Source organism: Pseudomonas sp. FW305-3-2-15-C-LB1, from assembly GCF_058787615.1.
The window spans coordinates 835,271-847,346 of record NZ_JBYSZX010000001.1 but is presented as its reverse complement, the minus strand read 5'-3'; the positions used below and the strand labels follow the sequence as shown (position 1 = coordinate 847,346).

Annotated in this window: 5 protein-coding genes and 2 pseudogenes; 5 read left to right on the top strand and 2 right to left on the bottom strand. The window is 55.1% G+C overall.

Going from position 1 to position 12,076, the window contains the following annotated elements; genetic code table 11:
* Positions 1–51 precede the first annotated feature (51 nt).
* Positions 52–3,411, top strand: a complete 3,360-nt coding sequence (locus AC3WP7_RS03880) for a YncE family protein (protein ID WP_492599323.1) — start codon at positions 52–54, stop codon at positions 3,409–3,411.
* A gap of 117 nt (positions 3,412–3,528) precedes the next feature.
* Here the strand turns inward: AC3WP7_RS03880 and AC3WP7_RS03875 are convergent, their stop codons facing one another.
* A complete protein-coding gene (locus tag AC3WP7_RS03875; protein ID WP_102593052.1) occupies positions 3,529–5,787 on the bottom strand; it encodes an autotransporter outer membrane beta-barrel domain-containing protein in 2,259 nt (752 codons plus the stop codon).
* A gap of 252 nt (positions 5,788–6,039) precedes the next feature.
* Positions 6,040–7,833 (bottom strand): hypothetical protein, encoded by a 1,794-nt coding sequence (locus tag AC3WP7_RS03870; RefSeq protein WP_102593053.1) that lies wholly within the window; start codon positions 7,831–7,833, stop codon positions 6,040–6,042.
* Positions 7,834–8,316: 483 nt separating this feature from the next.
* On the opposite strand from AC3WP7_RS03870, the gene tnpA reads away from it, so the two are divergent.
* The 4 genes and pseudogenes from tnpA (at position 8,317) to AC3WP7_RS03850 (ending at position 12,075) form a co-directional block, all read left to right on the top strand.
* Positions 8,317–8,643, top strand: a complete 327-nt coding sequence (tnpA, locus tag AC3WP7_RS03865) for an IS66-like element accessory protein TnpA (protein ID WP_092247174.1) — start codon at positions 8,317–8,319, stop codon at positions 8,641–8,643.
* A complete protein-coding gene (gene tnpB / locus AC3WP7_RS03860; protein ID WP_139212834.1) occupies positions 8,640–8,975 on the top strand; it encodes an IS66 family insertion sequence element accessory protein TnpB in 336 nt (111 codons plus the stop codon). Before tnpA ends, tnpB begins: the two co-directional genes overlap by 4 nt.
* Before the next feature lie 59 nt (positions 8,976–9,034).
* A pseudogene (gene tnpC, locus AC3WP7_RS03855) lies at positions 9,035–10,560 on the top strand (IS66 family transposase).
* A gap of 184 nt (positions 10,561–10,744) precedes the next feature.
* Positions 10,745–12,075, top strand: a pseudogene (locus tag AC3WP7_RS03850) (IS4 family transposase).
* Position 12,076: the final 1 nt, after the last annotated feature.

The window sequence follows — 12,076 nt, the reverse complement described above, 5'->3', positions numbered from 1 at the left end:
CCCAACCTCACCCCCATACCTGGCACCGACGGCGCCCTCAACAAAGCCGCCTTGACGGTCAGCGCACTCGGCGTCATCTACATCCTCTATGCCTGGTTCGAACAGGCCGAGAACGACTTTGTCTGGGTTGAGCTCAATGGTGAAACGGTCGCTCACTACACCGTCTCCGCTGATGATGCAGTCCTCGGCAAGGACATTACCCTGACGATTCAGTCCGTTCGGTTTATCGACCAGGCTTACAACAAATTGCAAGGCTTCGTCAAACGCTTGAGCGGCGTCACGGACGAGACCACAGCCTTGAACATCTGGGTAGACCAAAAAGAACCTGGAGGCGTTGACCCACAGGTCAGTACCCCCCTCATCAATGAAAACCTGGGGCGTATCCGCTTCGTAGACTCCAACATCGAAGCCTTCGGCATCATCACCCAGGCCGCCGCTCAAAACGGCATCAAAATATTCATTGATAGATACCCGGTGAATCCGCTGGTGGATCCGGTGCACGACCGCAAAGAAGGTGATGTGATCTTCGTGAGTATCGGCGGTGTGCTCGTCACCCATAAAGTCACCAGCTTTGAAGCCTCCAGCAATGCGCCTATCGTTATCACGATCAACTACGGTACTTGGCTGCAGGTAACGCTCGGTGTAAACATTTTTGAATGGTTTGTAAGGGATAAGGCAGGCAATCAATCCAACGGCTTTTCAGTTCCACGGCTCATACAAAACAACGTGAACGGGAGCACCGGCCCGTTGCTGCCTGCGGCACATGTACTTGAAGCCGATTACGATGGGGATTCAGACGAAGACTTCATTGATACAGATGTACAATCGAAGGACTTGAGAGTTGAAATACCCATCAGAATTTACGGTTGGCTTTCGTACGACAAGGCATTTGTCACCTACCTCGGGCTGACCGCAACAGGTGAGACCCTCAAACATACCGAAATGGCTGACGTGCCACAGCCCAACGCACTGCGCATTTACGTTCCCCTGCCATTGGAGTTTGCCAAAAAGCTGGCGGGCGGCCGCTTGTTGATTACTTACGAACGGGTACGGGAGGGCGAAGTGAATACTCCCTCCAATGCCGTCATTTACAGCATGCGAGGCACACCAGTCGACAACAGTCGGCCAGCCCCCATCGTCCACGGGCTCGAGGGCGGAGTCCTGCCGCTAGGTACCGATCCAGTAGAAATTACTGTGCGCTTCTTCGGACAGAATCCCAGTGACAAGCTCGACCTGATCATCGAAGGCACGGCGCTCGACGGCACCCCTGTGTATGCGAAATACACTGACAGCGCAGGTACTGGAGCAATCGATTTCTTTCTGGACTACCAAAGCGTATTCGCCCTTCTGGAGGGTTCCACTTTCAAGGCGTATTACGTAGTCAATAACGACACCTCCCGCCCCTCGAAATCGGTGACCGTCTCCGTGGGTGACATTACGGTGACACTACCCCCTCCTACATCAGACGATTTAAGGCCTGGACATGTGTTTGACGAACTCTTCAGCAAAGGCAACCTGAAGGCGCTTGTCCATCCACATTCAAGCATTGCCCTGAACGACGAGGTGCGAGTTGTTGCCACTGGCAGCAAACCCGGTGGCAGTTTCACCACCGCGTGGCTGGAAGTGACGTCCATCTGGTTTGGCTCTGCGCTGACGTTCACGATTCCACGCGCTATTGTGCTGGCAAACAAAGACAGCACCATGGCAATTCACTGGGAAGTCAGGACACTGCCTACCGATACTCCGCTCAAATCCCTGCCATTGATCGTCAATGTAGGCGCGAAATTAAAACTCACCGAATGCCCGAGTCTGCTCGAAGGCACCTACGTGTCACCTTGCCTCACACAACTTAACCCGCTGCACGTCTGGACGCCTTCCCCTCGTACGGTCACGTTCAGGATCAAATACCCGATGCTGGCCACAGACCTTGTGACACTGGTGATACAGGGCAAGCCAGGCCTGGGTATGCCCTCTATACCAGCGAAGCCTGGTGTTCCAGATGCGGGGCATGACTACATCACGTTTGCCTTGCTCAGTAACTTTGTCGCGGCTTATGTGGGTGACTCCTTCACGGCGTATGTTGAAGTGCTGCGTAACGGCGAGGTTTTCAAGTCGCCTGCACTGACCGTTAACGTGGATGCGCTGTCTGCGCAAACCCTTGATCTGGTCAGCGTACCGGAAGCACTCGGGGGCGTGATCGATACCAGCCAGTCGAACTCTGTGGAGGTCAAGGCGTGGCCCTTCTTCAATCGGCAACAAGCGGTTTTCATTCGCCTGAAAAGTTCTACTGACTTGTTCCTGCGCCCAGGCATCAAGGTGAGCGCCGCCGAGTTTACGGCACAGCGTACGCATGACTTGATACATGACTCCTATTTGAAAGGGCTAGCCAATGGCGCTACTGTGACCGTCGACACGAGCGTTTCACTGGACGAAGCGGGGATTGAAAACAGTGCGATCAAGCTGAAGTCGGTTGCTTACAGGATTAATCGCCAGCCTGTGGTGTCAAAACACATCATTGTGGGGGCCGGTGAGCACGAGATTGTGATAACTAAAGACAGCAAAACTGCGTTTGTAAACAATCGCCAGTCAAAAACAGTGAGTGTTATTGACATAGAAAAAGCACTGGTCGTACATACAATACAAACGCCGAAAAGCTTTGCAATCTCCTTAAACAATGACGACACTAAGCTTTTAATAACAGTAATAACAGGCTACACGTCAGCCTCTAATCTTGTTGCCGCTTACGACACCGCCTCCTACGCTTTGCTTAAACAAACTTTGCTACACTACAAAATGCCATATGGCATTACCGGAATCAAGGGTACAGGCACTTATGCTTACACTTCAACCCAGTACTTTAATGATAGTGGTGGTTCACTTTATGAAATTGCAAAAATCAATACGCAAACCGGCAACGTTGAAAAATACATTCCTACGGGCACGGGGGAGGCAAGTAGCCGGCTCTGGATATCGCCCGAAAATGTCATTTACAGTTGGCTCGGCAATTGGGGGGTACGTCGACTCGATACAAGCTCAGACGCATTCATTTCCAGTGCACCTTTCCCCTCTCCTGTCAGCGACATTGCCTTCTCTAACACCGACAATAAAGGCTTCTACGTGTCGGGTTCTAGCGTGGGCACCTTTGATCGCCTGCTCAACAAGATAATAAATACAAATCAAGGCTTTAACTACGCTGTAGGAGTAGCCACTCACCCTTTTGAGGCGCTACTTTATTTAACAGAGAACGGCACTGATAAAGTACACATCTTCGACACCTCAGAAGACCAACCGAAACTTGTGAACACGCTAAGCGGCTTCAACGGCCCCCAATTTTTACAAGTGACGCCCAACGGAAAGCATCTGCTAGTCTCAAACTACCGATCGAGTACCATTGCGTTGGTCGACCTCTGACCTCCTATATGCTTGTACTCCACAATAATAGCCCGCCCAGGACGGGACACCGCTAATAAATAAAGCCCCGTATCAAAAGATACGGGGCTTCTTTACAGGTGGTGAGTTTAGGCACTCTTAGAAGTCATATCGCACCCCCACATTCACCCCCCACGGCTGGTCAACGCTCTTGCCCATGCTGCGCTCTACATCGGCATGGACCTTCCAGTTCTTCGACACGGCCATGGCCAGTCCAGCTGCTATTTCAACCCGGGTACCCGACAGGTCGTTGTTGAAGCTGTTGCCGTTCACCGACACCTTGTTGCTCTGGTTGAACTCATGGGCAACGGCAGTCCGCAAGTACGGCTGCAGCACACTGCCTCCGTCCAGTTGGATGTCACGCCCGGCGGTCACACCGGCCTTGCCCACCACCGAAGCGGTACGCGCGCCCTTGGCTTGCAGGCCGTTATCCAGCTCGTAGCTCTGGCGCTGGATGATCGCCGTGGCCAACTGGCCGTAAGGTTCCACGAAGAAGCCGTCGTCCAGCTTGATGTGGCGGCCCACCTCTGCCGAAGCAGTCACTGCGTTTTGCGTGTAGTTGCCCTTGGCTTTCCTGCCGTCGCTCATCGCCACGTTGGACTCGTTGTGCAAGCGGTTGAACTTGAGCACGCCGTCGAAGTAGAAGCCGCTCTCAGCGTCCAGCCACGTGGCGTATCCACCGGCGTAGTAGCTGTTGACGGTGGCTTTGCTGCCACGGTTCAGGTCCAGGTCTGAGGTGCTGTGACCGGCCAGGAAGCCTGCCAGCCATTGGCCATCGCCACCGGACAACGGTACGTCGGCACCCAGGGTGAAACCACGCTGTGCCTGGTTGTACTGCACACCTTTATCGCGGTTGTTCACTTCAAACTTGTTGCCGTACGTTCGGCTCCACATGCCGCTCGACTTACCATCGCTGTGACGCAACTCACCCATGCGGGTACGCAGGTTGGTCATTTCACCGTAGAGCACGCTCGGCGCTGCGTTGGCCAGGGCCAGTACGGAGTGGGTGCTCGGGCTGATGACTTTATTGTCCGGGTCCAGGTACCAATCGTGGTCGCGGTTGTCACTGACCAGTCCGTAGGAATAGGTACCGACGTCCACACGACCACCGACCAGGCTGAAGCTCGCACCGCCATCGGCAGTGCGCACGACATGCAAACGATCATCGGACAACGGGTCAGCACCGGTGCTGGCGATCAACAACTGGTGCGCGCCGGAGGAAGTACCGGTGACATTGAGAAAATCGCCGGTCAACGTCGAGAAATCCGCCTTCATGATGAAGGTACCGCCGGTGCCATTCAGGTTCGTCACGTTCAGTTGGTAAAACGCACCCGAATCGCCGAACTTGACGTTACCGCCATTCATCGACAGTTCCTTGAGTTCATCCTGGCCATCCACCAACACCCAGGTGGCGTCGCTGTTGACCGACAGCTTGTCGACGTTTTCCAGGCGACCGGTCAGGACCGCACCGTTGTTCAGGCCCGCATTGGCGGTGCCACCGTTGTTGATGATGTCGCCTTTCATGGCGGCGAAATCCAGATTCAGGTCCAGGGCACTGCCGCTGCCTACCTGGATATTGCCGGCCAGGTTGCTGTTGTTGACCAGTACGTCAGCTGCGCCACCGTTGATCACCTCCAACATGTTGCCGTTGCCACCCTCCAGCGTGGTGCCATTGGCGATGGTGATAGGCGTAGTACCAACCCCCGGTGAATCCACCACGATGGCGGCACCGGTTTCCCCAACTACCCGGGTACCTTCAAGGTGAAAGCTGGCGGGTGTCGTGCCATCGGCAGTGCGGTACACATAGAGACCATTGGTGCCGCCAGTGATACTGCCGCCCTGGGCGGCCAGGTTGCCGTCGATGGCCAAAATACCGAATTCGCCACCAAGAACATCGGTACTCGTCATCTGCAGCGTACTTTCCCGCCCCAGGTTGACGCCATAGGTGGCACCTTCTATCCGGCTGTTGGACACTTGGGCGTGACTGCCTGCGGCAGCGTGCTCGCCCACGATCATCCCAATACCGCTCGCGCTGGAAATGTGAGCATCACGAATGGTTGCCTGGCTGCCGTACAATTGGACTCCGTGTTCGGAACCCGCTACGACCTCGCCGCCATTCATCTCAAAGGTCGAATTCTGCGAAGCGACGCTGAGAATCGCCGCCCCGTTGGAAATCAGTTGTGCACCGTCTTTCAAGGTGTAGCGATCAAAGTCGCTGCCTGCATCAATGACAAGCTTCTGACCTGCTCCAAGGTCCACGGCGGACACGTGAGTTGCCACCAGTGAAAAAGGCGCGATCGCCAGGATTTTGATTGCGGCAGACAAGCGCGAACGCTTGAAAAGTACATGGGTATTCATAGGGTAGAACCTCTAGTCGGATGACTGAACAAGCCAATCGATTACAGGACTCATCGACTCAGGCTTTCAGAGGCGCCGAGGTTACGTACCCGAGGAGGAACTTCATGTAGGCCGAATCTACGGCCTTGTAGGACTTTCCTTAATGAAGGATGGGCAAAGCGTTGACGCGAACCGTCAGGGCAAAACCAATAACCCCTGAGGCATTGACCTCAAGGGTTATTGGGAACGACTCAGTACATTCAGAACAGCTCGTCAGCCACAAGTACCACCGCCCAGGAGCTTACGGGTGATGTACAAAATGGAAGGATCGGACTCTCCCGGAGTGCCACCCGCTCCGACCACTTTGTAGTAAGCCTCGACACGCCCCTCGGTGACTGGGGAGATATAGGTGGCGAAAGGCACCGTAAACTCTTCGCCAGGGTGCCCGGCAAAGTGATCGATGGTGACCGTCACGGGAGGGAACTCGTATTCGTTTACTTTGACGTTCGAGTAGTAGTCATTAGGCCCATAGATCACCCACACCACGCTTACTTTGTCATCTTTCTTCAACTTGCCCGGGCTGATGATTTTGGTTTTGATACCTGACGCAACGCCATGTGCGCAATTCATGAAGCGGGTGTCGTCGCCGATACCGGAATCTATCGAATCTGGGTATTCAAGCAGTGCCAGATCTTCAATCACGAATGCTTGCACATCGATCTCGGTTGGCAATGAGTCGGTGACGTTATTGTTGGTTCCGTTATTGAGGCTGTAATGGGCGTCGTGCTCTCCATTACCGACCAAGGCAATGCCTGAGGCGGGAACCGTAATACTGAACTGTGTAGCCGTCTCATCCGGCAACGTGACGGTATAAGGCGGTGTCAACAGGGGGATGCCCTTCAGGTAGATCTGAATGCGATGACCCGCCGTTGCGCCGGTATACACATCAAAAGTGACCGTGGCATCACCCGTATCACCCGGGCCAATTTTGTTGGTCAGGCCGCCTGCCGAGGTGAGTGTGAGCAGGCCAAGGTTAGGGTTGACCGGCCCAGGGTCGCCCGGATCGGGTATCAGGCCCGGTGCTGTAAGGTCCACTGAAACGTCGATCGTGGTGGAGTTCGGAGAGGGAGTACCGTTTCGAACGACATAGTAAAAAACCGCGGCAACATAGGGGGCAGTCACGCCTCCAGACGACAAAGCGGCCCATGTTATTGGAACGTCTTTAGGGAAATTTAGGTTGTTCACGGTTAAATAGAGCAGCTGCCCGTTAAAGCTGACAACGAGTTGATCGCCAATTTCATAGTTGTCGTAGCCCGTGATTTGAACATAGGCGCGATTGAGCTGAGCATCTTCCCGATCCAGCGGCGCTTCGGGCACGACAGGGTCTTGCAGGTTTGCAGGGTTGGGCTCAAGGGAAAGCGTTACATCCGTGAGGTACGGGGGAAAGGTCGTTTCATTGCCGGCGCGGTCGAGGTAGGTATACGCCATCTGATAGACGCCTGAGGACTTGGTCATTATGTCCGCGAGGGGCACGGTAACGTCTACCGGTGAATGATTGACGGGCAAATTGGTGAGAGTGGCAATCGGCGTCGAATCCGTGTAATGCCAGTAGACACGCACGCTATCGCCCACTTGAGGATCAAGCCGACCGCTGCAGGTTGCAATGAATGTGTTACCCGGCACCGCGAGCAACTCAACCGTCACTTTGCCATCGACTACCCAGGGCGGAAGCGTCGCTTTCGAAGGCCGGATCCTGGCGTGTGTGTCGTATCGGTCAATTGTAACGTTCACCGGCTCCCTCGAACTGTTAGTCGCCGGATTAAAAAACACCTCATAGGTCAGACTTTTGACACCGTGATCACCCACTTGGGCTTGAGTGAGCGTGTAAGGACGAGGCCACTGCAGGCTGGGATCGTTCAGGTTCGTGCCGAGGTCTTCACGTGGCATGATGAGCACATTATTGAGCCTGACCTCCAGTTGGTGACGCGCTCCCGGAGCGCCACCCCCTATGGTCCATTTGGGGATCTCGAACTTCAATCCTTCCAGGTAAAGCTTCTCGATATTCATCAGATTGGACTGGCCACCGGGTACATCATCCTCCGCATTCAGCACCGTTATTGGCGCAAGTGTCCCTGCTCGCGGGGCTCGGCGCGTGGATCGGGGCTCTGTCAAAACCGAGCGAACAGCCGTTTTGGAGTTTTTAGCTGCGTTGGGTGCCTTTGTACTCTTGGGTTTCTTTAAACTTGCCATCTCGGTTGACTCCGGAAGTTTAGATAACTTGTCCGTCTTGCTAACAGGTGCAAGGCCATTTCTATTAGGCACCTCCAGCATCCTTCGCACACCTGTCAACATTGACAGTTTTGAGTGTTATCGACTCAAGCATCGTCGCTGATGTTTCGCCGCACACCTTCGCAAAACGCCAAAAACAATAAGAACGTGCGCTATTTCTTTGTAAGGGGCCGGCAAACACACCTACCGAACCCCAGCATTAAGGTCGATTGTGTCCGCGTAATTTAAGCGGACGCAATTACCCTTAATATCAGGATCGCCATGCGTGAACGTAAGTCCTACTCAAAATCCTTTAAAGCCCAAGTGGTTCACGAATGCCAACAGCCCGGTGTTTCCGTGGCGGCCATCGCGATGAGTCACGGCATCAACGCTAATGTCGTGCGCCGTTGGTTACCGCTTTTTCGTGATCAGCAGGCAGTCGTGCTGCCTGCGTTTGTTCCCGTGAACGTCGCACCGGTAAATCCCAAGCCAAAGGCTCAAGCGTCGGCGGTTATTGAACTGCCATTTGGCGAGCAAACCATCACCGTGAAATGGCCTGCTTCCGACCCTGAGGGCTGCGCTCAGTTTGTCCGTGGACTTGCCCTATGATCCGCATCGACAGCATCTGGCTCGCCACCGAGCCCATGGATATGCGTGCTGGCACCGAGACCGCTCTGGCCAGGGTGATTGCGGTGTTCGGTGCGGCGAAGCCGCACTGCGCTTATCTGTTCGCCAATCGCCGTGCTACCCGCATGAAAGTCCTGGTGCATGATGGAATTGGTGTCTGGCTGGCCGCACGACGGTTGAACCAGGGTAAGTTTCACTGGCCAGGTATTCGACAAGGTTGCGAAATGGAACTGGACGCCGAACAACTTCAGGCCCTGGTGCTTGGCCTACCTTGGCAGCGTGTCGGCGCTGGAGGCACCATCACGCTGCTTTAAAATGTAATTCGCGTCTTGGCGAGCTGTCGCCAGCGATCTGCTTTGGTAAAATCCAGGGCATGACTTCCTTACCCGACCTCGACCAAATGACCCCCGACCAACTGCGTGCGTTAGCAGCGCAGTTGATGTCGAAGGTCGACACCATGGGTAGGAAGATCCATCACGATCAGACCCTCATCGAACAGCTGACTCATGAAATCGCCGTCCTCAAGCGACACCGGTTTGCCAAGCGCAGTGAGCAGATCAGCCCGGAGCAAGGCCACTTGCTCGACGACTTGCTCAATACTGATCTTGAGGCTATCGACGCCGAATTGAGCGCACTCTTGCCGGCCCCGGCGCCAGAGCAAACACGTCAAAAACCCAAGCGTGCACCGCTGCCAGCGCAGTTTCCACGTACCGTGATTCATCACGAACAGGAAAACACGCAGTGCTCTTGCGGCCGCCAGCTTCAGCGCATCGGCGAAGATGTGAGCGAGAAGTTGGATTACACACCGGGCGTGTTCATCGTCGAACAGCATGTGCGTGGAAAATGGGCCTGCCGTCAGTGCGAAACACTGATCCAGGCGCCAGTTCCAGCTCAAGTGATCGACAAGGGGATTCCGACCGCAGGTTTGCTGGCTCATGTGATGGTGGCGAAGTTCGCTGATCACTTGCCGCTGTATCGGCAGGAGAAAATCTTTGGACGCGCCGGTTTAGCGATCCCGCGCTCAACACTGGCCCAATGGGTCGGACAGACCGGTGTACAGCTTCAAGCACTGGTTGATGCTTTGCGAGAAGCGGTTCTAGCGCAACGAGTTGTCCACGCCGACGAGACGCCGGTGCAGATGCTTGCGCCCGGTGAAAAGAAAACCCATCGAGCCTACGTTTGGGCTTACTGCACTACACCGTTTTCGGCACTTAAGGCAGTCGTCTATGACTTCAGCCCGAGTCGCGCCGGTGAGCATGCGCGTAACTTTCTGGGTTCCTGGAATGGCAAGCTGGTGTGCGATGACTTTGCTGGCTACAAAGCCGGTTCGAGAAGGGCATGACCGAAATTGGCTGCATGGCTCATGCGCGCCGCAAGTTTTTCGATCTGCACGCGGCGAATAAAAGCCAACTGGCCGAACAGGCACTGCACTCGATTGGCGGCCTGTACGAAGTTGAGCGCCAGGCACGTGAGATGAGTGACGAGGATCGCCGCCGAATACGGCAAGAAAAAGCAGCGCCGTTGGCGAAAGCACTGCACGAGTGGATGCTGACTCATCGCGATCTTGTGCCCAACGGATCAGCAACAGCCAAAGCCTTGGATTACAGCCTTAAACGCTGGGTAGCGCTGACGCGCTACTTGGAAGACGGTGCTGTGCCTATAGATAACAATGCCGTCGAAAACCAGATCAGGCCATGGGCTCTTGGGCGCTCCAACTGGTTGTTCGCCGGCTCGTTGCGCAGCGGTAAGCGGGCGGCGGCGATCATGACTCTGATCCAATCGGCGCGTATGAATGGGCATGATCCGTATGCTTATCTCAAAGATGTGCTGACGCGGCTACCGACACAGCGGGCGAGTGAGATTGACCAACTGCTGCCGCATCAGTGGGTATCTGCCTGAGTCATGCAAGGTGACTTCGGCAGACGCTTACATTTCTTTTATTAGCTCTAATGCTGCTAGTGCCGGCCCTGATTGATAACAACAAGGGGGCCTTAAGCCTAATGCCGATCAGTTAAGCCTTCTCGCTTGACCTTTGGCCGCAAGAAATCAAAATCCGATGCCTGTACTGGCATCGGATTTTTTTATGCGTCTCGCTCGGGCACTGGAACTGACCCACAACATCGCCTCCACTCCCCACTCAATCGAGGGTTTGGATTCTTTGCTCGATCCTTCTTTGGTCGAGCAGGCACTTGAGCAGGCCGGCGTAGCGACCCTGCGCAAGCGGCGCTTGCCGCTGGAAGTGATGCTTTGGTGTGTGATTTCCATGGCGTTCTTCCGGCGCATGTCGGCGTGGGATGTGGTCAGTCGCATGAACATCATGCTGCCAGGCCAGCGCCCGCTGGTTGCGCCCAGCGCCGTAGTCCAAGCCCGCCAGAGACTGGGCAGTGAGGCCGTACGACAAGTCTTCGATTTGACTCAGAAAAGTTGGCATGAGGCGGCTGGCCATCCCACTTGGGCCGGTTTGCGCCTGCTGGGTGTCGACGGGGTCGTCTGGCGAACGCCTGACACCCCCGAAAATCGAGCACGCTACGACTCGGCCAGCAACCAGCACGGCGACACCGGGTTCCCGCAGGTGCGTATGGTCTGCCAAATGGAGTTGACCAGCCATATGCTGATCGGCAGCGCGTTTGACGGTTACCGCAGCAACGAAATGAAGCTGGCTGAGCAATTGATCGAGACTACGCCAGATCACTCGCTGACTTTGTTGATCGCGGCTTCTATTCTTTGGGGCTGTTGCACCAATGGCAACAAGCGGGCACCGAGCGTCATTGCTTGATGCCACTGCGAAAAGGCGCGCAGTACGACGTTGTTCAGCGTTTGGGTCGTCAAGATGCGGTTGTCTCATTAAGCACATCGCCACAAGCCCGTAAACAATGGCCGGGGCTGCCGGAGCGTCTGATGGCGCGCCTCCTGAGCAAAACCGTCAAGGGCAAGGTATGTCAGATCCTGACGTCGATGGCCGATCCGCTGCGTTTTCCATCCGACGAAATCGTTGACCTGTACAGCCAGCGCTGGGAGATCGAGTTAGGGTTTCGGGAGATGAAGCAGACGCTGCTCAACAGCAGCTATACGTTGCGCAGCAAGACGCCCGAGATGATTGAGCAAGAGCTGTGGGGAGTGTTGCTGGGCTACAACTTGTTGCGCTATCAGATGGTGGAAATGAGTCGCCACTGTCCGGGAATCTACCCGTGTGAAATGAGCTTCACCGCATGCACCTGGGCAATTTTAGGCTTCATCAACAGTGTATCGGCCGACCGTTCCGGGAACATCCCAAAATACCTGGCCGAGCTGCATGCCTCTGCCCCGCATTATGTTCTTCCCCATCGACGGGAAGAGCGCATTTATCCTCGATCTATCAGGCTGAAATCGCCGAAATACCCGATCAAAAATAAAAATGCCAGTCAGCTTAACTGAC